The organism is Paenibacillus sp. FSL M7-1455 (genome assembly GCF_038004655.1).
Taxonomy (GTDB): domain Bacteria; phylum Bacillota; class Bacilli; order Paenibacillales; family Paenibacillaceae; genus Paenibacillus_AQ; species Paenibacillus_AQ cookii.
The window spans coordinates 4,613,344-4,634,437 of the sequence record NZ_JBBORO010000001.1 but is presented as its reverse complement, the minus strand read 5'-3'; the positions used below and the strand labels follow the sequence as shown (position 1 = coordinate 4,634,437).

Annotated in this window: 20 protein-coding genes and 1 riboswitch; of the genes, 14 read left to right on the top strand and 6 right to left on the bottom strand. The window is 53.2% G+C overall.

Annotated elements, in window-relative coordinates:
• Window positions 1-14: 14 nt before the first annotated feature.
• On the bottom strand, window positions 15-1,121 hold the full coding sequence (gene mqnE, locus NYE48_RS21380; protein WP_212948205.1) for an aminofutalosine synthase MqnE: 1,107 nt from the start codon (window positions 1,119-1,121) through the stop codon (window positions 15-17).
• Window positions 1,122-1,609: 488 nt separating this feature from the next.
• Between mqnE and NYE48_RS21375 the strand changes: the two genes are divergently transcribed.
• Window positions 1,610-1,969: a HesB/IscA family protein gene (locus NYE48_RS21375; RefSeq protein WP_212948203.1), complete on the top strand. Its 360-nt coding sequence runs from the start codon at window positions 1,610-1,612 to the stop codon at window positions 1,967-1,969.
• 103 nt (window positions 1,970-2,072) lie between these two features.
• Here the strand turns inward: NYE48_RS21375 and NYE48_RS21370 are convergent, their stop codons facing one another.
• Window positions 2,073-2,285, bottom strand: a complete 213-nt coding sequence (locus tag NYE48_RS21370; RefSeq protein ID WP_036710879.1) for a hypothetical protein — start codon at window positions 2,283-2,285, stop codon at window positions 2,073-2,075.
• 211 nt (window positions 2,286-2,496) lie between these two features.
• Here NYE48_RS21370 and NYE48_RS21365 point away from each other — a divergent pair, with 211 nt between their 5' ends.
• Window positions 2,497-3,159: a YheC/YheD family protein gene (locus NYE48_RS21365; protein ID WP_340999891.1), complete on the top strand. Its 663-nt coding sequence runs from the start codon at window positions 2,497-2,499 to the stop codon at window positions 3,157-3,159.
• Window positions 3,160-3,406: 247 nt separating this feature from the next.
• Window positions 3,407-3,550, top strand: coding sequence for a sporulation histidine kinase inhibitor Sda (locus NYE48_RS21360; protein WP_156124595.1), 144 nt, complete (start codon window positions 3,407-3,409; stop codon window positions 3,548-3,550).
• Between the two features lie 210 nt (window positions 3,551-3,760).
• Here the strand turns inward: NYE48_RS21360 and NYE48_RS21355 are convergent, their stop codons facing one another.
• Complete coding sequence (locus NYE48_RS21355; protein WP_340999889.1) at window positions 3,761-4,762, bottom strand: NAD(P)/FAD-dependent oxidoreductase; 1,002 nt, start codon at window positions 4,760-4,762, stop codon at window positions 3,761-3,763.
• 685 nt (window positions 4,763-5,447) lie between these two features.
• Here NYE48_RS21355 and NYE48_RS21350 point away from each other — a divergent pair.
• Entirely contained in the window at window positions 5,448-6,641 is a 1,194-nt protein-coding gene (locus NYE48_RS21350) for an NAD(P)/FAD-dependent oxidoreductase (protein ID WP_036710976.1), read from the top strand.
• Window positions 6,642-6,643: 2 nt separating this feature from the next.
• Window positions 6,644-6,895, top strand: a complete 252-nt coding sequence (locus NYE48_RS21345; protein WP_212948201.1) for a hypothetical protein — start codon at window positions 6,644-6,646, stop codon at window positions 6,893-6,895.
• Between the two features lie 63 nt (window positions 6,896-6,958).
• Here NYE48_RS21345 and hemQ read toward each other — a convergent pair whose 3' ends face one another.
• Window positions 6,959-7,708, bottom strand: coding sequence for a hydrogen peroxide-dependent heme synthase (gene hemQ / locus NYE48_RS21340; protein WP_036710974.1), 750 nt, complete (start codon window positions 7,706-7,708; stop codon window positions 6,959-6,961).
• A gap of 223 nt (window positions 7,709-7,931) precedes the next feature.
• Between hemQ and NYE48_RS21335 the strand changes: the two genes are divergently transcribed.
• The 4 genes from NYE48_RS21335 (at window position 7,932) to dnaI (ending at window position 12,583) form a co-directional block, all read left to right on the top strand.
• Window positions 7,932-8,228, top strand: a complete 297-nt coding sequence (locus NYE48_RS21335) for a YuiB family protein (RefSeq protein ID WP_036710872.1) — start codon at window positions 7,932-7,934, stop codon at window positions 8,226-8,228.
• A gap of 131 nt (window positions 8,229-8,359) precedes the next feature.
• Window positions 8,360-9,994 (top strand): alpha/beta hydrolase family protein, encoded by a 1,635-nt coding sequence (locus NYE48_RS21330; protein WP_212948199.1) that lies wholly within the window; start codon window positions 8,360-8,362, stop codon window positions 9,992-9,994.
• Between the two features lie 79 nt (window positions 9,995-10,073).
• A complete protein-coding gene (locus NYE48_RS21325) occupies window positions 10,074-11,585 on the top strand; it encodes a DnaD domain protein (protein WP_036710870.1) in 1,512 nt (503 codons plus the stop codon).
• 41 nt (window positions 11,586-11,626) lie between these two features.
• Entirely contained in the window at window positions 11,627-12,583 is a 957-nt protein-coding gene (gene dnaI / locus NYE48_RS21320) for a primosomal protein DnaI (protein WP_212948188.1), read from the top strand.
• Window positions 12,584-12,675: 92 nt separating this feature from the next.
• Here the strand turns inward: dnaI and NYE48_RS21315 are convergent, their stop codons facing one another.
• Entirely contained in the window at window positions 12,676-12,834 is a 159-nt protein-coding gene (locus NYE48_RS21315) for a YqzM family protein (RefSeq protein WP_156124594.1), read from the bottom strand.
• A gap of 310 nt (window positions 12,835-13,144) precedes the next feature.
• On the opposite strand from NYE48_RS21315, the gene trxA reads away from it, so the two are divergent.
• Both trxA and uvrC read left to right on the top strand, forming a co-directional pair.
• Complete coding sequence (trxA, locus tag NYE48_RS21310; protein WP_036710867.1) at window positions 13,145-13,462, top strand: thioredoxin; 318 nt, start codon at window positions 13,145-13,147, stop codon at window positions 13,460-13,462.
• A gap of 203 nt (window positions 13,463-13,665) precedes the next feature.
• Window positions 13,666-15,558: an excinuclease ABC subunit UvrC gene (uvrC, locus tag NYE48_RS21305; RefSeq protein ID WP_212948181.1), complete on the top strand. Its 1,893-nt coding sequence runs from the start codon at window positions 13,666-13,668 to the stop codon at window positions 15,556-15,558.
• On the opposite strand, the gene NYE48_RS21300 is transcribed toward uvrC, so the two are convergent.
• Window positions 15,527-17,224, bottom strand: coding sequence for a CPBP family intramembrane glutamic endopeptidase (locus tag NYE48_RS21300; RefSeq protein ID WP_340999888.1), 1,698 nt, complete (start codon window positions 17,222-17,224; stop codon window positions 15,527-15,529). The genes uvrC and NYE48_RS21300 overlap by 32 nt on opposite strands.
• 260 nt (window positions 17,225-17,484) lie before the next feature.
• A riboswitch (cyclic di-AMP (ydaO/yuaA leader) is annotated at window positions 17,485-17,624 on the top strand.
• Window positions 17,625-17,686: 62 nt separating this feature from the next.
• Between NYE48_RS21300 and NYE48_RS21295 the strand changes: the two genes are divergently transcribed.
• The 3 genes from NYE48_RS21295 to NYE48_RS21285 are packed head-to-tail and all read left to right on the top strand — an operon-like array spanning window position 17,687 to window position 21,024.
• A complete protein-coding gene (locus NYE48_RS21295; protein WP_036710862.1) occupies window positions 17,687-19,030 on the top strand; it encodes a TrkH family potassium uptake protein in 1,344 nt (447 codons plus the stop codon).
• Window positions 19,031-19,076: 46 nt separating this feature from the next.
• Window positions 19,077-19,745: a potassium channel family protein gene (locus NYE48_RS21290; RefSeq protein WP_036710861.1), complete on the top strand. Its 669-nt coding sequence runs from the start codon at window positions 19,077-19,079 to the stop codon at window positions 19,743-19,745.
• 16 nt (window positions 19,746-19,761) lie between these two features.
• Complete coding sequence (locus tag NYE48_RS21285; RefSeq protein WP_340999887.1) at window positions 19,762-21,024, top strand: cation:proton antiporter; 1,263 nt, start codon at window positions 19,762-19,764, stop codon at window positions 21,022-21,024.
• Window positions 21,025-21,094 lie beyond the last annotated feature (70 nt).

The following is a 21,094-nucleotide window of genomic DNA, read 5'->3' as shown; positions in this document are numbered from 1 at the left end:
TGCCCACAATTGCCCTACTCATATACTTTGATTTCATTGTAGAAAGTATCCCGTTCCACCGGAATCCGTCCTGCGCCTTTGATCAGCCACACCAGTTCGTTCCGGGTCAGGCCTTCAGGCGTCAGGGCTCCCGCCGCATGGCTGATGCGTTCCTTGAGGATCGTGCCGTGCACGTCGGAGGCGCCGAAGGAAAGCGATACCTGCGTCAGCTGCGGGCCGATGTTGATGAAGTAAGCTTTGATGTGATCGAAGTTATCCAGCATCAGGCGGCTGATGGCGATGGTTTTCAAATCCTCGTAGGCCGAGTTGCGGCGCATGATGCCGGCGTTTTTGTTTCTAGGCTGCATGGAAAGCGGAATGAACACCAGGAAACCGTTCGTTTCATCCTGAAGCTCGCGGATCTGCATCATATGGCGGATGCGGTCTTCGTGCGTTTCGATGGCGCCGTACAGCATCGTCGTATGGGTTTTCATGCCCAGATTGTGCGCCGTTCTGTGCACTTCAAGGTAACGATCGACGTTGGCTTTGTCGACCTTCATTTTTTTGCGGTATTCATCGGACAAAATTTCGGCTCCGCCGCCCGTCAGCGACTTCAGTCCGGCCTTTTGCAGCTCTTTCAGCACTTCTTCGATGCTCAGCCCGCTGATCCGCGTGTAAAAATCGATTTCCGCCGCGGTATAGGCTTTCAGGGTCACGTCCGGGAAGCGGTCGGTGAGCGCCTGCAGCGAGTCGACGTAGTATTGGAACGGCATATGGTGGTTATGGCCGCCGACGATATGGAATTCGCGGACGCCCGGATGGATGTGCTGCTCCACGTATTCGATCATTTCCTGGCCGGTCAGCGTATAAGCGCCTTCGTCGCCGAGGTCTTTGCGGAAGTTGCAGAATGCGCATCTGGCTTCGCACACGTTGGTGAAATAAAGGCTCATGTTTTCGATGAAATAGACCTTTTTGCCGTTTTTGCGCAGGTTGACCTCATTCGCCAATTGGCCGAGCGTCAGCAGGTCATCCGTTTCATAAAGAAATACGCCATCCTCGAGGTTCAGGCGCTCCCCGTGGCGTACTTTTTCGGCGATTTCTTGCATTCTCTTGCTGGTATTCGATGTTACGATCATGGACATATCCATTCCTCCTGTTCATGTAATGGGTTGCGGCTTTGCGTCAAAAAACACAAAAAAATCCGCTCGTCGGAAGGTGTCCGGCTTCATTCAATCAAGTCTTGAAATAACGGCTTGTCAATGCGCTCGAAAGGAGCAAAGGCCGGTTAAGTATGGGCGGCAGATCTGCTTGCCTGCGTCATGGATGTAAATGTTTTTTGTGAAAAAAATAACAAAAAAATATGGCAGACCATTGTCCTGTTGGTGACAAAATTCCGACAAATGCCTTTCCCCTGTCACCCACCCTATTATAAACCGCACATTCAGGCTCCGCAATACGGTAGGGAGGAAAAAAAAGGTCGGTATTTCCTGGGATGAAGGCTGGGGTCACTTGAGAGGATACCGTTTGTGGAGTATACTGAGCTTAAGTAAGCGTCTGCTTACGATACCGGTTTTGCTAAAAAGAAAGATCCGAGGGGCATGGCTCCGCAAAACTTTTAGGAGGGTGACTTATGATTCAAATCAGCGATTCCGCTTCCGATAAGCTAAAAGAAATGCTCGCCGAGCAAGAAGTGCCGGATATGTTCCTTCGTTTGGGCGTGCAGGAGGGCGGCTGCAGCGGCTTTTCCTACGCGATGGGATTTGACGACGAAGAAACGGAAAACGATGTATATATGAACGTCAACGACCTGAAGGTCGTCATCGATAAGCAAAGCCTGCCTTTGATCAACGGCCTTGAAATCGATTATGAGGATGCAGGAATGAGCGGCGGCTTCACGATGCACAACCCGAACGCCACGGCTACCTGCGGCTGCGGAGCTTCGTTCCGCACGGCCACGAACGCTGGCAAGCCGGCACCGGAAGAATGCTGATCCACAAACCACCGCTCGTCCAAAAGGGCCCGCACCGCTTCGTATGAAGCATGGCGCGAGCCCTTTTTTGCGTTGTCCGTTCGTTTTCGGGTAGTGTCTTGCGTCAGGATGCCGGGACGATGAAGGTGTGGTTAACCATCAGCACGATCATCGCTGCCGCGAGGATGGAGAATACGATGCAGCCGGTGCCCAGTCCCTTGCGTTTATCTTTAATGAACTTGAATCCAATGGCGAAAATGCCCACGGTAACGGCAACCAGCGTAATCGACATGCCGATCATGGCAACCCAGTACAATATCTTGAAAAATTCAGCCACGGCGTTAGCTTCCTCCCTTTGTCACATTCAAATCCCATTATATCCGATAAAACGATAGACGCCAATAGAACTATTATGGCTCCATGCTTCCGTTTTTACTCCGCAATCCCCCGTTTTCCTCCCATATGCACCGTTTATGTACAAACATACAGGAGAGGAACGCCTCCGGCGAGTATGCTAAAAGATAAGAGTGAGAAAGGAGGCGGTACAAGTGGGGGGAAGACAGCTGGCTAGCAAGTGGCTGAAAACCGAAGCACTGCTGACAGATCCCGAAGTAGCCCCTTATATACCGCAAACCAGAGGACTAAATAGGGAAAATCTTTATTCGATGTTGGAATCCTATGAATTTGTCGTCGTTAAACCGATCGTAGGGGGCGGCGGATACGGCGTGATCAAAATAAACCGGTCCGGCATGGGTTACAGCATTACGAAATCCTTGCAAACGAGCCGGTATGCCAATTTTAACGACATGTACCAAGCGCTGCTTCGGGTCAAGGTAAGGCGGAAATATTTGATCCAGCAGGGCATTCATCTGGCGCGCATCCAAGGCCGCCCGATCGATTACCGCGTGAAATATGTCAAATCCGGAGACCATTGGGAGTTCAGGGCGATGGTAGGGCGATTGGCCAGACAAGGGCTGTTCGTTACCAACCTGTGCAAAGGCGGGCGTTTGCTGAGCTGCAGTGAAGGGCTGCGCAGATCGCTGCCCCACATCTCCTCGGCGGCCAAACGGAATGAAATGCGCCATCTGACGCGAAAATGCACGGCCATTCTGGAACGCCATTTTCCCGGCATCGGCCAGTTGGGTTTCGATTACGGGCTGGATTACAGCGGGAAGATATGGATTTTCGAAGTTAATACCAGACCCCAGTAAACCTATGAAACGGAAGACCGCCGATCATAGATTCAGAAAAAATATTTTTAGGGTTGTTGATAATTCATCCTCCTGTGTATAAGTGTTATCCCCAAAATCCACTGCATTTTTATTGGTATTACGACACTTGCTAACAAATTATACACAGGATTTCCACAATAACCTGTGGATATTGCGAACGCTTGTTCCGATGTGGAATGTTTGATATGATAGATTCGAGGAAAATAAAGGAAAGGATGTGAAAGGAATGGCTATCTTGACGGATGAAATGCTCCTTGATTCTTATCATGCAGCTGTTGAATTGATGCTTGACCGGGACTTCATCACGCTGCTCCTGGCTGAGATTCATAAACGGAATCTTGAGGCTGATCCTCCGGGCATCGTTCACTAAGCGACGGGAATCCCATGCACATCCATCGTTATTTCCTTTGACATGCAGCACAGTTGTACCATTTGACGGCGTTGTGGAGGTGTACATTCTATTATCGAAATACATAGAGACGACATGAAAAAAAATGAGGGTACCCTTACCGATTGGAAGTTGAAGCGTTCCAAACGTAAGGATACCCTTTTTTGTATATCTATTTTGGTAAAAAGGCTTCTACAGCTTCATGTTGCTGCTGTGTCCAGGGGACAGCTTGGCGTCCGGATCGATGTATACCTTGGCATTGTTGACGGCCGTCGGCGCCTCGCCGAAACCGACGGCGATCAGCTTGATTTTGCCCGGGTAGGTCGTAATGTCGCCGGCAGCGAAAATGCCCGGAATGTTCGTTTCCATTCTCGAATCGACGACGATCGAGTTGGATTCGATCTGGATGCCCCATTCGGCGATCGGGCCGAGCGTCGACACGAACCCGAAATTGACGATCACGTCATCCACTTCGATCTCTTGCGTTTCCTTGGTTTTGACGTGGGTCAGCGTGACCTTCGTAATGGCGTCTTCGCCGTGCAGCGCCGTGATTTCCGTCGGCGTCACGACGCGCACCTTGGATTTCAGCAAATTCTCGACGCTGTGCTCATGGGCGCGGAATTTGTCGCGGCGATGAACGAGCGTCACTTCCTCGGCAATCGGCTCCAGCATGAGGGCCCAGTCAACGGCCGAGTCGCCGCCACCGGTCAGAAGCACTTTTTTGCCCTTGAATTGCTGCAGATCGTTCACGAAATAATGGAGGTTCGCTTTTTCGAATTTCTCCGCGCCTTCGACTTCAAGCCGGCGCGGCTGGAATGCGCCGACGCCGGCCGTAATGATGACCGCCTTGGCGTGGTATTCCCCTTTATCCGTCGTCACGACGAAATGACGCTCGTCCCGTTTGACGAGGGAAGTGACCTTCTCCTCCAAGCGCACGTTCGTTTGGAACAACTCCATTTGCTTGGATAAATTGTCCACCAGTTCCTGTGCCGTTACCTTCGGAAATCCGGCCACGTCGTAGATGTATTTTTCAGGATATAACGCCGTCAGCTGCCCGCCAAGCTGCGGCATGCTTTCGATCAGCGTGACCGAAGCCTGACGCATCCCGCAATAAAAGGAAGCGAACATTCCCGTAGGACCTCCCCCAATAATGAGCAGGTCGGATATTTCAACACCATCGGTATGTGATGTCATGTTTTATATTGCACCTCCGCGTTGTTATCGAATGATATAATCTATGAATATCGAAAAGAAATCATCTTCAAAGAGATCAGCAACCCCAATCGCAATTCGAACTTGGACAAGCGGCCAGCCTGCTTCGAAGCGCTTCAATCGACGCTTTTCTTATTATAATATATCCCGGCCGCCGCTGGAAAGTGAATTCGTCTGCCTTGGCCATGGCGAACAGAGAATGGGAGGATTCGCGGAGGCCGTTCGTTCCCGTCCGGAAAAAGCGGCTTCGGACGCGGATTTCAGGCCCAAATAAGACTTGATCTTTTGCCTGAAACTAGCTATCATTTCAATTGTGCATTACCATCTTTTTGTCGAATTTCGGACATTTTTTTCCTGCTTTTTCTGCTTTTCTAATTGACCGCTGATTAACGTTTCCCGCAGCCGTCAGAATCAGGCGGAATCCATATCCCATTCGATAACCGGGATCGCGATACATCACGACAATAAAAGTGTATAATTTCACAATAAGTTTTGTAATGTATCACAAATATAGATATAAGAATCAATTTCATAAACTTAACAGCGGCTCTAATCCCGAACGATATATAGATCGAAGCAGTTGAACCGTCTATATATCGTTTCATTATTGCGCTTTTAACCATGTGGAATTGATTCATACAACAAAGGATTTGGAAGGAGCAAGATGATGAGCAACATTCCCAAGATCGTAATCCTCGGCGCGGGATACGCAGGTATTCTGACAGCACAGCGGCTCCAGAAAGAATTGAATTATAACGAAGCCGACGTCACGCTCGTGAACCGTCACGATTACCATTATATTACGACCCATTTGCATATGCCTGCCGCAGGCACGGACAGCGTTGAAAATACACGGGTTCCCATTTCGAAGCTGATCGACGAATTTAAGATCGACCTGGTCAAGTCTTCCGTGCAGGAAATCCGCCCGCATGAAAAAAAGGTCATTTTGGAGGACGGAACCCTTTCTTATGATTATTTGGTCATTTCCCTGGGCGGCGAATCCGAGACCTTCGGCATTCCGGGATTGGCCGATTATGCGATGACGATCCGCAGCATCAACTCGGTGCGCCTGATCCGCAAGCATATCGAATACCAGTTTGCGCTTTACAAAAACGAAAGGCATCCGCAGCATCGCCTGAACTTCGTCATCGGCGGAGCGGGCTTCAGCGGGATCGAATTCGCGGCGGAGCTTGCGGACCGGATTCCGGCGCTGTGCAAAGAATACGACGTCGATCCGGCCCAGGTGAACATCTATAACGTGGAAGCCTCGCCGACCGCGCTGCCCGGATTTGCCCCTGAGCTCGTCGAATACGCGATGGACGTGCTGAAGAGAAAAGGCGTGACGTTCAAACTGGGCGTTGCCATCCAGGAATGCACGCCTGACGGCGTTCTGCTGGCTACCGGCGAAGAAATCAAAGCCGCGACCGTCGTTTGGACCGGCGGCATCCGCGGCAACCATATGATCGAAGCAGCGGGATTCGAAACCGCCCGCGGCCGGGTGAAGGTCGACGAATATCTTCACGCCCCCGGCCATGACAACATCTATATTATCGGTGACAATGCCCTCGTCTTTAATCCGGAAGGGCGGCCTTATCCGCCGACGGCGCAAATCGCCATGCAGCAGGGCGTATGCTGCGCGCATAACATCGTCGCGGCCATCCGCAACCAGCAGCCGCGCAGATTCGTGTTCCAGAACAAGGGCACCGTCGCTTCCCTGGGCAAAGGGGAAGGCATCGGGGTCGTGGGCGACAAGCATTACAAAGGCTGGAAAGCCGCGCAGCTGAAAAAGCTCGTCGATTTGCGCTATTTGTTCATCATCGGGGGCATTCCGCTCGTGCTGAGGAAAGGAAGGTTCTTGTAAGGATGCGACACTGCAGTGTTCAAGTCCGCTCGCTTTTGACGAGGGAGGAGCTGGACCGGTATAACGCGCTGATGGAAGTGGGAGGTTATTTGGAGGACCAAAACCGCTATGACCTGGCATACGCCGTGCAGAAGGAAATCGATATTTTGATTTTGCCTGCCATCGAAAGGCTGAAGGAAAAAAGCCGCGACCGCGACCGGGCTACCGCCGAATTTCTCGAATCCCTCAAAAACGCCGGGCACGAATCCGAATGATGCTCTTTTTTCATAATAAAAAAGCTTGCTTCCGAGTAAAGGAAGCAAGCTTTTTGCCGTTGTTTATACTTTGAGCATGTCATCAAACGATTCGGGCGTGAGCAGCGGACCGACAAAAAAGCTGCCGAATTCGCCGAACCGCGCGCTGACCTCGTCAAAACGCATTTCATACACGAGCTTCTTGAATTGAAGCGCGTCGTCCGCGAACAGCGTAACGCCCCATTCCCAATCGTCGAAGCCGACCGAACCGGTAATGATTTGCTTCACTTTGCCGGCATAGGAGCGGCCGATGAGCCCGTGGCTGCGCATCATGTTCCGGCGTTCTTCCATGTCGAGCATATACCAGTTGTCGCTTAGATCGCGTTTTTTGTTCATCGGGTAGAAGCAGATATATTTCGTTTTCGGAAGGATCGGCTTCAAACGCGCGACGACATGCGGATTTTCCATCGGATCGCCGCCGCCTTCCCCTGCCAGATAGTTGCTCAGCTCGACCACGCTTACGTAAGAGTAGGCTTTGGTGGTGAAGCGGGCGAAGAGCGTTTTATTGAATGCGGTTTCCACCGCGTTGAGTTCTTCCAGCGTTTCGCGCAGATGCATCAGGACAAAGTCCGCTTTTTGTCCCACGATGCCGTAAACGGCCGTGCTGCCTTGTTTCGCGGATTCGACCTCGGACCATTCCTTGAAAAATTCCTGGAGCTCGTCGAGCGCCATAGCGCGTTCTTCGTCGTCCGCGGACTTCCAGGCCGTCCAGTTGATGGAACGAAAATCGTGAAGAGCGTACCAGCCTTCTAAAGTGGATGCTGCTTCGTTCATTTTATCGATCACTCCCAAGTTTAGTTGCTTTAACACCTTCTTCTCATTGTATCCCAACCGCAACGGAAAGAGCAAATGAAGTCACAATCTATTCACGTATTGTTCGTTGCTTCGTGACAAATTTTCTAGTAAACTTACTATCATAAAATAAGAAGCGTTTTTTCGTTAGCCATATCCGCGCACCGCGAGCGGGTCATAGAGAAGAAGAGGTGAACAGGTTAGCATGCAGTTTATCCCTGTATTGGTGCTGATGGTTTTGTTTTTTATGATGATGTTCGGGATCGGCTTCATCTTAAATATGCTTATGAAGACCACTTGGTTTCCATCCTATTTGTTTATTATCGTGATTTTGCCGATCGTCGTTTATTCGCTTTGGGACCGGGGAGACACTTCGTTTCTCCATTACCTGGGCTCCTTCCGCATCGTCGATTATTTGACGGGAGTGGCGGGGCTCGTAGGGGCGATCGTCAGCGGCGTATCGATCCAAAAGCTGCGCAAAAGCGGATTTAAAATGTTTTAAAGCAAACGTAAGGCAGACAGCTCTCCGGCAGGGGGGCTGTTTTGCTTCATTTAGAGCTGGCTTGCTCCGCATCCCTGATCAAAACTTGCTCGTCGTCAGCTCCATGCATGAACCGGGAAGGGGAAGGGAAGTTGAAAGGAAAATCCTGTCTTGCGCTGTTTGCAGCGATTGTCATGTTGTGCGTTTGGATCCCGGAAAAGGGGGAGGCCGAACCGGATGCCGTACCGGTCCGCGACGCGGTCGAAGCCTTGGGAGGAACCGTGCTGTGGGTGAAGGAGGAAAAGGCGGCCAAGGTGTTGTTGGGAAACCGGAAATGGAACATCACGCCGGGCAGCGCCCGGTCCGAAATCGACGGCCTTCCGCTGGACCTTCCGAAGCTTGCTGTCCTGAACAGGATGGGCAGGCTGTATGTCCCCGTGTCCGCTTTTCATGAGGCGCTGGGCGTCCAAATGAATTTTCGCGACGGACGGTGGAGGGCGTCGGAAGCCGATCCGGCCGGCCTGGGGATGTACTGGATGCGGCTTTTGCAGCTGGGGGAATACGGCGAGGCCAGGGACATGATGAGCCCCGGTTTGGCGAAGCTGTTTTCGGCCGATGTCCTGGAGCGGTACAAAAGGCATCTGGAGGAAAGCTACGGCTCCTGGACGCTGATCCAAGCCGGCTCAACCGAAAACCGGGTGCACCGGAACGCGGTTTTGTCCTACCAAACGCCGCGCGGCCGAAGCTTCCGGATGGAACTGCGCTTCGGCCGGGACGGGAAGCTGGACGATCTGGCGCTGCTTCCGAACGTTTCCGATCGGTACCGTCCCCCCTCCTATGACGCTCATGGCCGATACATAACCGAAAACGTGATCGTCGGGACCGCAAGCCTCCCGCTTCCCGGAACGTTGACGCTACCTGCCGGGGCCGGGGAGAAGGTGCCTGCCGTCGTCCTCGTCCACGGTTCGGGCCCGAACGACGCGGACGAATCGTCGGGAGGCGGCAAAATGTTCCGCGACATCGCCGTCGGGCTCGCCCGCGAGGGAATTGCGGTTCTGCGTTATGCCAAACGGACATATGAATATCCCAACCGTTCCTTGACGCCTCATTTTACCGTCCGGGAGGAAACGGTCGAAGACGCTCTGTCGGCGGTCGGGCTGCTGCGGCAGGACAAGCGGATCGATCCGGACCGGATATTCGTGCTGGGTCACAGCCAAGGCGGCATGCTCCTCCCTGCGATCATCGAAGAAGACCGGGGCGGCTCCATCGCCGGCGGGATGCTTTTGTCCGCTCCCTCGGGAGCGCTGGAGGATTTGATGCTTTCCCAATACGAAGGCATTTTGAAGCGGGCGGGAGAAGCGGGCGAAACCGGGGCGGAGCTGGAGCGCAAGCAAGCGAACCTGCATACGTGGCGGCGGGCGGTGGACATGCTGCACGACGACCGTTATTCCAAGGCGCGTTTGCCGGCCGATTTTCCGCTGCCTAACGCTTATTGGTGGTTCGATATACGGGAATACAGCGGCCCGATGATCGCCCGCGGACAGGACGTGCCCCTTTTCATTCTCCAGGGGGGCAATGACGTGCAGGTTCCTCCCTCCAGTTTGAAGGTATGGAAGCAGGCGCTGGGGACACGGACGGACGTCAGCTGCAAATTATATCCCGGGCTGAACCATATGTACGCATTGTACGACCGGCCTTCGACGGGCGACGAATATCGATTCGCCTCGAACGTTCCCGAATTCGTCATCCGGGATTTGGCAGACTGGATTCATTTGGGGATAAAATAATCGTCGAAATATATCGGAGCGGGGATTCCTTTTATGATAGAATAGAGAAAGTCTACGTTACGATGGGAGGAGCCAAAATATGCACATGAAGAGCCTGCTGCATTTTACGGAAAATCACAGGTTTTGCGTTTATCGTGATTTTTGTTTAAGCAGTCTGGACAGCAGGATGCTCAGCTCGGTTTATCAGCCCATGGTCGGAGCCTTCGCCATCAGTTTGTACCATCTGCTGTTTCAGCAGATTCCTATAGAGAAATTGGGTTATTCTCCGCTTGAACAGCAGCGGCGCCTGTTTTTGACCCTGGGACTCGAGCCCAGCGAAAAAGGCCGCCGGTACCTGATCGAGCAGGCCTCGCTTCTGGAAGCGGTCGGGCTGCTTCAAACCTGCCGCATCTATATGCCGGAGCAGGAGGATTACGTTTACGAATACGAGCTTCAGCAGCCTTTGTCGCCGGCCGAATTTTTTAATACCCAGCACCTGACGCTGCTGCTTCGGGACAAAATCGGCAAGTTTGCGGTGCTGGCGCTCCGCGAGGAGCTTTGGGCGCGCGAACCGGAGGAACTGTCGGGACCGAGGGGAGGACATAAGGAAAACATCTCGCTCGCGTTTTACGACATTTTCGAGCTGAACACGCATGTGATCGATTACGAGCTGGAGCAGGCGCTTTCCGAGGTGTCTTCGGCAAGGCAGCCGGGGGTTAGGGTTCACGAGGACGAAAATGCGCTGAATTATGCCGACATCATTCTCCGTTTTCCGAAAGATTCGGTCAACCGGACCCATGTCGAAAAGCTCCGCTTCAACCATGAGCAGATGGGGGTCCTGAATTACGTCGTGCATAAATACGACCTGAGCGTGCAGGATTTATGCCGGCTGCTGGACGAAGACGGGGCGTTCGCTCCCGACGGCAGCGTCGCGCTTGAAGAGCTGGAGCGCAGGGCCAACCTGCAATTCCGTCAGGATAAACGGCGCCAGGAGCAGCGCGAGGTGTATGCCGGGAAGGTGGTAGCGCTCAGGCAGCTCGAGGATCCGGCGGAGCCGGCGCCGATGGAACATGCGGTCGAAATGGAATATTACGTGGACGTTCCGGTCCAGTTCCAATCCAAATGCGACATCCACCAATACAACATGATGCTGCGCAATGAACCGTACACGCGTCTGCTGAAGACGTTTTTTCCGGGGGCGGTGCCGGACAACTTTTTTGATATTTTCGAAAAGATCGACCACAGCTACAAGCTTCCCGGGGAAGTCATCAACGTTCTGATCCATTATTTAATGTCCTTGTTGACCTCGGGAGGCAACGAGCAGCGCATCAACCGCAATTTCGTCGAAGCGATCGCTTCCAACATGCTGCTGAAGCAGGTGAACACGTACGAAAAAGCCGTTCAATACATCCGCGACCAATCCAAGGTGAAAGGCAAGCAGGCGGCCGCTTCCGGGGGCGGAAGGACCCGTACATACGGCAGCAAGGCGGCCAGGTTAAAGCCTGATATTCCGATTGCCCAGGAGAGCGGGGCCGCAAACGCCGTCAGCGAGGAAGAATTCGAAGAGATGCTGCGGATGGCCGCCGAAATGCAGGCGAGCAAAAACAAGTGACGGCATCGTGCATCACTTGACGGGAAGGAGGAGCATACAAGTTGGAATCATTAGGCCAAGTGTTAAAACAAATGAACGGACCGTCGTTTTTGCAAAGATCGCAGGCGATTTTCGAGGACCTGCTTCGCGATCCGATCGTCAAGGAGCTGCGCGCCGAACATCCGGAGATGGACGAAGACCGGCTGCGCGCCAATTTGCCGCGGCTGTACCAATACGTCAACGACCGGCGCAACTGCCAAAACTGTCCGGGGCTCGACAGATGCCCCAACGATTTCGAAGGCCACTACTCCAAGCTGGAGATGGCCGAGCAAAACGGGCGGCGGGAATTGGTCGAGCGCAAAGCCCCGTGCGCGCTGCACATCGCGAGACAAAACGAAGAGAGAATCAGGAAGCGGATCCGCAGCTTTTACGTCGATGAACGGGCGCTTGCGGAAGGGTACAACGAAGTGGAGATCATGGGGAAAGACCGGCTGCGCGCGCCGGCGGTCAGCCATGTTTTCCGCTATATCCGCGAAGTGAAGGAGCAGGGGCTCACGCCGAAAGGACTGTATTTGTTCGGCTCCTTCGGGACGGGAAAAACGTTCCTGATGAGCTATCTGCTCCATGAGCTGGCGATCGCGGGTTACACCGGCGTCATCGTCTACATGCCCGACTTCGTGGAAGACCTGAAATCGATGCTCCAGGACAGCCAAAAGCTGAAAGAAACGGTGGAGGTCATGAAAAACTGCGACCTGCTTATTTTCGACGACATCGGAGCGGAAAATTTGAGCCCGTGGGTACGCGATCATGTACTCGGAGCGATCCTCAATTACCGGATGAACCGCAAGCCGACCTTTTATACGTCCAATTACGATCTGGCGGGCCTGGAAAAGCATCTCAGCTTTACAAGCAAGGACGGAGAGGAATTGTACAAAGGACAGCGGCTGATGGACCGGATTTTGCCTTTTGTCGACGTGGTGCATCTGCATGGGGAAAACCAGCGCCGGGTTCGTTCCTGAACGTGAATCACCAAGAAATTGAAAAAAGCCTGACCTTCTGCCGAAGCGGCGGAAAGGCCAGGCTTTTTGCTATCGCTTCAGCGATGAGCATGTTAGCCGGAGATCACGAACTTGATGATGACCATGATCGCGAAAATCAGAGTCATGAACAAAGCCATGCCCCCGAAGCCGTTCATCAGATCCATCAAGTCATTGCGCGGCTCTTCGTTTACGTGTTCCCGCGGGTCGTTAGCGTGCACGTTTGCATCCATGAATACAATGCCTCCTCAGGATGGTTTCACTTTATGTAAATGAGCGCGGTCATTGACACAGAAACCCGAGTTAACCTTAGTATACCCAAAGTCCAAAGAATTTGTAAAGAATATATGGCGAATACTTTAGGGTACAATAAGCTGGTTCACGCCGGTCAGGACAGCCGAAGCAAGATCTGTAATTAAGGAATTTACATTTCTGAAAAAATTGTGGTATACTAAAACTGTCCGCTAAGACATTTCAGTTGAGGATTTTCACAAATCCTGAAGTTTCGATGAAATTCAGCTTTTTATAAGGAGGAGAAATATTATGGCTATTGTAAACGTAACTGACCAATCCTTTAATGCTGAAATTGAAGGCCAAGGTACAGTATTGGTTGATTTCTGGGCACCATGGTGCGGCCCTTGCAAAATGATCGCTCCGATTCTGGATGAGCTCGCAAACGAAATGGGCGACTCCGTCAAAATCGCGAAGTTGAACGTGGATGAAAATCCGGAAACGGCTTCCCGTTTCGGCGTGATGAGCATCCCGACGCTGATCTTCTTCAAAGACGGCCAGCCGGTTGACAAAGTGGTTGGATTGAATTCCAAGGAAAACCTGAAAAACATCATCTCCAAACACCAGTAATTCAAGCCATATGCATGATCAGCCATAAGATGCGCCTCCGGAACTTCCGGGGGCGCTTTGCTGCGTTCACATAGCCGCCTTTTTTCAGGCATGTCGTACATTCTCCCATAAAATGCGCTTTGGATTTTGGAGAATTCCCCATATAATAAAAGTTATATTTCCGATTCTTGTTACATGTTATGGAGAGGGGGAGAGCGGAATATATGGACGAAAAAAAGACCGAAACGTTAGCCGAGCTGGAAAAAGCGCAGGAAAACATCCGCAACAAGCTGGCGCTGCTGCCGGATTTGCCCGGATGCTACCTCATGAAAAACGCGGCAGGCACCATTATCTACGTCGGCAAGGCCAAAGTGCTGAAAAACCGGGTCCGATCCTATTTTACCGGCAGCCATAACGGAAAAACCCAGCGGCTTGTAGCGGATATCCGCGATTTCGAATATATCGTCACCGGCAGCAATATCGAGGCGCTCATTTTGGAATGCAACCTGATCAAAATGCACCAGCCCAAATATAACGTGCTGCTGAAGGACGACAAGACGTTCCCTTACATCAAGATCACTTACGAGGCGCATCCCCGCCTGGAAGTCACGCGGCGCGTGCTGAAGGACAAGGCCAAATATTTCGGGCCTTACCCGAACGCGTACGCCGCCCAGCAGACCAAAAAGCTGCTCGACCGGATGTATCCGCTCCGCAAATGCGGCGTCATGCCGAAGGAGGTTTGCCTGTATTACCATATGGGCCAATGCCTCGCGCCTTGCGAAAAAGAAGTCGACCCTGCGGAATACGAACGGATTACCCAGGAAATACAGTCGTTTCTGAGCGGCGGGCATGAAGAGATCAAAAAAGAGCTGCAGCGGAAGATGGAAGAGGCGGCCGAAGAGTTGTATTTCGAACGGGCCAAGGAACTTCGCGACCAAATCATGAACATCGACGCCATCATGCAGAAACAAAAAATCACGACGTCCGACGCAAAAGACCGCGACGTGCTTGGTTTCGCCGTCGACAAAGGCTGGATGTGCGTACAAATTTTGTACATGCGCCAAGGAAAGATGGTTCAGCGCCATGCTTCGGCTTTTCCGTTTTACGGCGAGGCGTACAGCGATTTTATGTCGTTCGTGACCCAATATTACAGCGACAACCCGGCCCTGCCGCAGGAAATACTGCTGCCCGATTCCGGGAAGGATGCCGAAGGCTCGGACAAGGCGGCGGGGGAAACGGAAAACGGCGGCGACGTTTTGGATGCGCACAGCGCGGCTGCCTCCCTCCAGGAATGGCTGGGCGTCAAAGTGCTCGTGCCGCAGCGCGGCCAAAAACGGCAGATGGTCGGCATGGCCGTGGAAAACGCGAAGGTGTCCCTGGACGAAAAATTCCGGCTGATCGAGCGGGACGAGGAAAGAACGCTGAAAGCGGCAGCGAACCTGGGCCAATATATCGGCATCGAACATCTTCACCGTATCGAAGCTTTCGACAACTCGAATATCCAAGGGGCCAATCCCGTGTCCGCCATGGTCGTTTTCATCGACGGGAAGCCGGATAAAAAGGAATACCGCAAATATAAGGTCCGCACCGTGCAAGGACCGGACGATTACGAAACGATGCGCGAGGTCATCCGCCGCCGGTATGAACGCGTGCTGAAGGAGAACCTGGAAATGCCCGATCTCATCGTCGTAGACGGGGGCAAGGGCCAAATTTCGGCAGCGGTCGACGTGCTTGAAAACGAGCTCGGTTTGTTCATCCCCGTATGCGGACTCGTCAAGGACGCCAAACATAGAACGGCGCAGCTTATGGTCGGCGACCCGCCCGAGCCGGTCGACCTGCCGCGCGACAGCCAGGAGTTTTATTTGCTGCAGCGGATTCAGGACGAGGTTCACCGTTTTGCCATTTCGTTCCACCGGGAACAGCGGGGCAAGTCGATGGTCGCGTCCAAGCTCGATTCGATCCCGGGCATCGGCGAGAAGCGGCGCAAGCTGCTGCTGAAGCATTTCGGATCGCTGAAAAAAATAAAAGAGGCCAGCATCGAAGATTTCCGGCCTCTTTCCATCGGAGACAAGCTCGCCAAACAAATTATTGCAGCCCTCCGGGATGAGGAGTCATGACATATGGCTCCTCTTTCTTTTTGTTGCGGTTGTACAGGTAAACGATATAAGCGACGACGGCAGGCATCACGATCGTGACGATTCCCGCGATGATGTCCGGCACGTCGCCCAGCGCGAACAGGCTGAAGCTCATCAGGACGCTGTCGAAGACGACGTGGCTGAACATGGCGGCGATGTAGCCGTGCTTCAGGAAAATGAAGCTGAACAGCAGCCCGATGACCGTCAGTTCGATCGGACGCGTAATGACGGGGTAAATCGGATAAAGCGTGTGTCCGAGCGCCCAAATCAGCGTCGTGATCAGGCAGGCGGCAAACGTGCTGCGCAGCAGCTTTTTCAGCATCGGAATGCCGAACAGGCGGTAGACCGCTTCCTCGGAAATGCCCGCCATCCACGCCATAATCGGCAGAAGCCAAGGATATAGCATGTTGTACGGCGATTGCGTGGCATCGGTCGTCGACCAGCTGTGGATCGTTTTGTCGAGTACGATGTAAATGACGGACTGGACGCCCATCAGAATAAACGCCCATAGGTACCCGGTGTACATGCTGTGCAGCACGTAAGGCCCGTAGCCGGGTTCTTTGGCTTTGGCCCAGGCATTGATGCCGGCTTTGCGCCATAATCCGTCCCCGCCCACGAGCGAGAAGTACAAAAGGGCAGCCATCACCAGGTTAAAGAAAGTCTGAAAACCGAGCATGAAGACGAGGCCGAAATTCGAAACCCCCTCGCCTTGGAATACCGGCAGCATGTTGTACGTGCTGAACGTGGCGACCGCAAAATAAAACACGCTCAGGAAAATGCCCCTCTTGAACGACGTATGGGCCCGGGTCAACGCGCTGTATACGATGGCCAGCACGCCCAGGACGAACGTCAGCAGCCCGTAGCCCAAGATGGTCAGCCATTTGGCTTTGGACGTTTCCTTTTCGACGTAGGCCGCATGCGCCTCCGGCACGCTAAAGGTCTGTTCGAAGGAATGAACGTTCCCTTCCTCGAACGTCAATTTGACTTGAAGGCTTGAACGGCCGATCGCCCGGTTCGGGTCGGTGTATACGAGCCCCGCCTCGTTCTCCTTGGTCGACAGCTCCAGCTTGCCCGGGTCGTAACCCATTTGCTGCAGCCAAGGTGCGGCAAGCTCTTCTTTTTTCTCCAGCGACAGGCCGCCTTCCACGATTTTCAGCTTGGTTTCGCGTTTGGATTTATTCGGGTCCGCCATGGCCGCGGCATAATTCGAATAACGGGGCGTAACGGAAAAAGCGACGACCTTGCCCGAATTCATATGTACGTCGATATTGGCGTAACCTTCGTTTTGGCGTTCGGCCAAACGGACGCGGAACACGTCGTAGGGATAACTTTTTTCAAACGTTTTGTTGTATTCGTTCAGCAGTTTTTCCCGCGACAAATAGCCGTATAAATCCGAGTTGGACTGGTACGTGATGACCGCGTCCTTGCTCGGGTCCGCCTCCAAATGCAGCGTGTTTTGCATGAAGGCCTCCGCGGCGCGTTGGGCCTCCGCCTTGCTGATGACCTTCGTGTTTTGCTGCTCCAGCGTTTCCGAGGCGGTGGAAGGGAGAATCTGGAACAAGACGAATAAAACGAGTCCGATGACCGCAAAAATGCCCAGCCATTTGTAATTGGCTTTGAGCCGCAGCGGTTGTCCGACGGGATTCATGAAATGCCCCCTTTGTTTGGATTCTAAAGATATATACCTAGTATAAACGTAAACATAGCATACGATGTCCCTCGAAAGCCAGTTTTCTCCCCCATTGGCCGTGAAAAAATGATGAAAATCGTGGAAAGTGATTGTAAACGCGAGAGAAAGGCAGACTTTTATGAGATTTGCGATGCAATCGGGCCGTATTCCCACGTATTCATTCGAATAATGGCTTTGTGATGTAAAACGAATAGGATTATAATCTTTGAAGCAAATGAATAATCCGTACGCCGAATTTCGATATGAAAACGGGGGAACCATTATTTTGGGGTGAATTTCGCTTTATCCATAGCGAATAGGGCAACCTGTGCATGCCCGAATCCGTCAGCTAACCTCGTAGGCGTTATGCAGCAGGAACCAAACCGAAAGGCATTGGATTTCCGATGCTTTTTTTCTTTTGACTTTTTTAAAGAGGTGACTATGTTGACAGCAAAAATCAGGTGGTTTCGATTGGCTCCCCCGCAAATTCTTGTATTGGGGTTCGCCGGCATTATATTGATCGGAGCCATACTCCTCACCTTGCCGATTTCGAACACGACGGGCAAGCCGCTCCGGTTCATCGATGCTTTGTTTACGGCGACTTCGGCGACTTGCGTTACCGGTTTGGTTGTTAAGGATACGGGAACGTTTTTCAGCACCTTCGGACAAGTCGTTATTATGCTGCTGATTCAGGTCGGGGGGCTCGGCTTCATGACGATGGCCACCTTGTTTTCCCTCGTGCTGAAGCGGAAGATTTCGCTGCGCGACCGCCTGATCCTTCAGGAAGCGATGAACCAGAACACGATGGAGGGCATCGTGCGGCTGATCCGGAAGGTGCTTATCTTTTCGCTCGTGATCGAAGGCTGCGGAGCGGTTTTGTTCGCCATCCGCTGGTCCTTTGACATGCCTGTCGGCCGGGCGGTATACTTCGGGATATTTCACGGGGTATCGATGTTCAACAACGCGGGCTTCGACCTTTTCGGCCATTTCAACAGCCTGACGGGGTATGTGTACGATCCGCTCGTGAATATCGTCGTCATGTTTTTGATCGTTTCGGGCGGGATCGGATTTATCGTCATGTCGGACCTGGTGGATTACCGGCACAAACGGAAGCTTTCGCTGCATACGAAAATCGTGCTGTCCATGACCGGGGCGCTGATTCTGGTCGGGGCGATCGTCATCTTCGTTTTCGAATTCACGAACCCGAAAACGCTCGGTTCCTTGAATTGGGGCGGCAAAATTCTTGCGTCGTTTTTCCAATCGGTTTCGCCGCGGACCGCGGGGGCCAACACGCTGGATCTCGCAAGCATGCGGCAAGCGTCCCAATTTTTCATGGTCATCCTGATGTTTATCGGCGCATCGCCGGGATCCACCGGAGGCGGGATCAAAACGACCACCTTCACCATTCTGGTCGGCGCGGTCATCGCCATGATCCGCGGACGCGACGATATCGTGCTCTACCGCTACCGCCTGGCGCAGGACCGCATCTTTAAGGCGCTGACGATCACCTTCCTCGCGTTGTTTCTGGTGGTCGGGGTGTCGATGGTGCTTTCGACGACGGAGGACAGCAACTTTTTGACCATTTTGTATGAAACGACTTCGGCTTTCGGGACGGTCGGGCTTTCGCTTGGACTTACGCAGCATTTGACGCTGGTCGGGAAAATATTGATCTGCCTCACGATGTTTGCGGGACGGCTTGGGCCGCTGACTTTGGCTTACGCACTCGGCCCGAAAAAAGGCAAAGAGCTGTACCGGCATCCGGAAGGCAAAATCATTATCGGCTAGTTTCAAAGAAAACAGAAATTGATTAAATAAGGAGTATCAGGAGAGAATGAAAACACAGCAGTTTGTCGTCATCGGTCTGGGACGTTTCGGCTCCAGCCTTGCACTCGAGCTCGTCGATTTGGGATACGAGGTGCTCGGGGTCGATAAAAACGAGGAAGTCGTCAGCGACATGAGCGAATATTTGACGCATGCCGTCGTGGCCGACGCCACGGACGAGGAAGTCCTCAAATCGCTCGGAATCCGCAATTTCGACTGCGGAATCGTCGCGATCGGCGACGATATCCAGATGAGCATCCTGGCCGCGATTTTGCTGAAGGATTTGGGCGTGCGCACGGTCGTGGCCAAGGCGATTTCTGTGCTTCACGGGCGCGCGCTGGAGAAGCTGGGCGTCGACCGGGTCATTTTTCCGGAAAAGGACATGGGGATCCGGGTTGCCCACCAGCTCGTGACGCCGAACCTGCTCGACTACATCGAGCTGTCCAAGGAATACAGCATCGTCGAAATGAAGGTGCCTGAAAAACTGGACTGCAAAACGTTAAACGAAATCAACACCCGCGCCAAATTCGGTTGCAGCATCGTGGCGATCCACCGCCAGGGAAAAGTGATCGTCGCTCCGACGGCAATGGATCAGCTCCGCGCCGGCGACATTATGGTGATCATCGGCGCGAACGACAACATCGACCGGTTCGAAAGCGAAGCCGTCAATGCAGACTAGATGGGAGTAAGTTAACGTGGAAACCCAGACGACCGAAATCATTCATCATATTTTAATCCTGCTGCTCTTTATCATTACCGTCGGGATGTTGGCCGGAAGGCTGGCATCCTGGCTTCGTTTGCCGGACGTAGCCGTGTTTATCATCGCCGGCATGGTGCTGGGGAGAGGTCTGCACCTGATCCATGCGGAAAGCAGCTCGCTGATCAATCAGTTTATTTTGACCGCCGGCTCGGCTTTGATCCTGTTCGATGGCGGCCGGAACCTGAGCTTTGGCGGGCTGCGGAAGGTTTGGATCACCCTGTCGCTGCTGAGCGTCCCCGGCGTCATTATTACGACAGGCATCGTGGGCGCCGCGGTGCATTTTTTGTTTGGGCTCGATTGGATCGTTTCGTTTCTCGCGGCCGCCGTCATTGCCTCGACCGATCCGGCTTCGATCATTCCCGTCTTTAAACAGGTGAAAATCAAGGAGCGGGTCAGGGAAACGGTCGAAAGCGAATCGGCGTTTAACGACGCGACCGGTTCCATACTGACGTTTTCGCTGCTCGCGGCGGTTACGGGAGGAAAGGCGCTGCAAGCGGGGGACATGGCTTGGGATTTCGTCAAAACGGCTGTCGGCGGGATTGCCGTCGGAGCGGTCGTTTCGATCATTCTCACCTATTTGGTCGCCCATTTCCGCCTCGGCGTGTTAAAGGATTATACGACGATCGCGATGATCGTCGTTGCACTTTCTTCCTATTTAATAGGGGACATGCTGCACGTCAGCGGATTTATGGCGACGTTTGTCGCCGGGCTGGTCTGGGGGAATGCGGACACGATGGGATTGTCGATGAACGACAAACTGGAGGAAACCGGGTCCTTTGCCGACAATACGAGCATCATGATGCGGATGCTGATTTTCATTTTGCTCGGCAGCCAGGTGGATTTTCAGGCGCTCGGCGACTATTTTTGGCCAAGCTTTGCGGCGGTCCTGGTGCTCATGTTCGTGGCCCGTCCGCTTACCGTCCTGCTCTGCGCGCTGCCTGACCGGAAGGTCAAATGGACTTGGCGCGAGCTTCTGTTCATGATGTGGGTACGCGAGACGGGGGTCATTCCCGCGGCTTTGTCCGGCATGATCGCGGGCATGGGCGTGGCGCATGCCGGGGCGATTTCGGCGATGACGTTCATGGCGATCATGCTCACGATTTTGCTTCAGGCAAGCACGACCGGCCTTGTCGCCCGCAAATTGGGGCTCGAAATCACACCTGACGGCCAACCCGCATCCGCCGGGGCAAAAGCATAGAACGAGAGGTTCGCCGCTCAAAAAAGCTGCTTCCGGCCGTAACGATACGACGGCGGAGAGCAGCTTTTTG

What these genes read in the sequence shown, in the direction of transcription:
- mqnE (WP_212948205.1), bottom strand. Translation starts at nt 1,121, where the DNA reads ATGTCCATGATCGTAACATCGAATACCAGCAAGAGAATGCAAGAAATC.
- NYE48_RS21375 (WP_212948203.1), top strand. Translation starts at nt 1,610, where the DNA reads ATGATTCAAATCAGCGATTCCGCTTCCGATAAGCTAAAAGAAATGCTC.
- NYE48_RS21360 (WP_156124595.1), top strand. Translation starts at nt 3,407, where the DNA reads ATGGCTATCTTGACGGATGAAATGCTCCTTGATTCTTATCATGCAGCT.
- NYE48_RS21355 (WP_340999889.1), bottom strand. Translation starts at nt 4,762, where the DNA reads ATGACATCACATACCGATGGTGTTGAAATATCCGACCTGCTCATTATT.
- NYE48_RS21350 (WP_036710976.1), top strand. Translation starts at nt 5,448, where the DNA reads ATGAGCAACATTCCCAAGATCGTAATCCTCGGCGCGGGATACGCAGGT.
- NYE48_RS21345 (WP_212948201.1), top strand. Translation starts at nt 6,644, where the DNA reads ATGCGACACTGCAGTGTTCAAGTCCGCTCGCTTTTGACGAGGGAGGAG.
- hemQ (WP_036710974.1), bottom strand. Translation starts at nt 7,708, where the DNA reads ATGAACGAAGCAGCATCCACTTTAGAAGGCTGGTACGCTCTTCACGAT.
- NYE48_RS21335 (WP_036710872.1), top strand. Translation starts at nt 7,932, where the DNA reads ATGCAGTTTATCCCTGTATTGGTGCTGATGGTTTTGTTTTTTATGATG.
- NYE48_RS21325 (WP_036710870.1), top strand. Translation starts at nt 10,074, where the DNA reads ATGCACATGAAGAGCCTGCTGCATTTTACGGAAAATCACAGGTTTTGC.
- NYE48_RS21315 (WP_156124594.1), bottom strand. Translation starts at nt 12,834, where the DNA reads ATGGATGCAAACGTGCACGCTAACGACCCGCGGGAACACGTAAACGAA.
- trxA (WP_036710867.1), top strand. Translation starts at nt 13,145, where the DNA reads ATGGCTATTGTAAACGTAACTGACCAATCCTTTAATGCTGAAATTGAA.
- uvrC (WP_212948181.1), top strand. Translation starts at nt 13,666, where the DNA reads ATGGACGAAAAAAAGACCGAAACGTTAGCCGAGCTGGAAAAAGCGCAG.
- NYE48_RS21300 (WP_340999888.1), bottom strand. Translation starts at nt 17,224, where the DNA reads ATGAATCCCGTCGGACAACCGCTGCGGCTCAAAGCCAATTACAAATGG.
- NYE48_RS21295 (WP_036710862.1), top strand. Translation starts at nt 17,687, where the DNA reads ATGTTGACAGCAAAAATCAGGTGGTTTCGATTGGCTCCCCCGCAAATT.
- NYE48_RS21290 (WP_036710861.1), top strand. Translation starts at nt 19,077, where the DNA reads ATGAAAACACAGCAGTTTGTCGTCATCGGTCTGGGACGTTTCGGCTCC.